The sequence below is a fragment of the Actinobacillus vicugnae genome (assembly GCF_901687125.1).
GTDB classification, from domain to species: Bacteria; Pseudomonadota; Gammaproteobacteria; order Enterobacterales; family Pasteurellaceae; genus Actinobacillus; species Actinobacillus vicugnae.
In genome coordinates this window covers 1-588 of record NZ_CABFJY010000040.1, presented here as the reverse complement: position 1 = coordinate 588, position 588 = coordinate 1, and the positions used below count along the sequence as shown (strand labels likewise).

Below are 588 nucleotides of genomic sequence, written 5' to 3'. Positions count from 1 at the left end.
ATAACTGTTCAGGTGGCTATAAATATAGTTATAAGTGCGGTCGGTTTTGTGATCGATTTCTTGCACAAGATGGCTACCGTCCCACACAAATTCGGTAACTAATTCGTGTTGTTCACCAGTAATTTTTGATTTAGTAATTCGTCTGCCTAATGGGTCGTAGCCGTATTCCCAAATCTCAGGTTTGCGATAGCGTGAATAAATTTCCGCTCTCACTAGCTGATTTTTCAGGTCATACGAAAGCTGTTGATATTCCGTTTCGCTTTCTTGGATTTTAATCGTATTACCAAATGTGTCATATTCGTACTTAATTCCGTCAAATGATGACACACGGTTGTTTTTAACGATTTCATCAGTTTTATCAATAATATTATGTGCAGGGTCAAAGTTGAAAATCTCTTTATCCGCTTTTGCAATTCTGCCTAATTCATCGTAAACATATTGGTTAATTTCAGGCGCATTTTGCGGATAATAATTTTCCGTTTTAACTAAATTACCAACATTATCATAACTATATTTACGATTAATTTTCGGCACAAAATTGCCGATGTCGTTTTGAACTTGTTGCGCAATTAATCTGCCTACAGGGTC

At 36.2% G+C, this 588-nt stretch carries 1 pseudogene; it reads right to left on the bottom strand.

The annotated features are described in order from the left end of the window. Positions 1-588 (bottom strand): annotated as a pseudogene (locus F8M47_RS12080) (type VI secretion system tip protein TssI/VgrG); the annotation flags it as partial.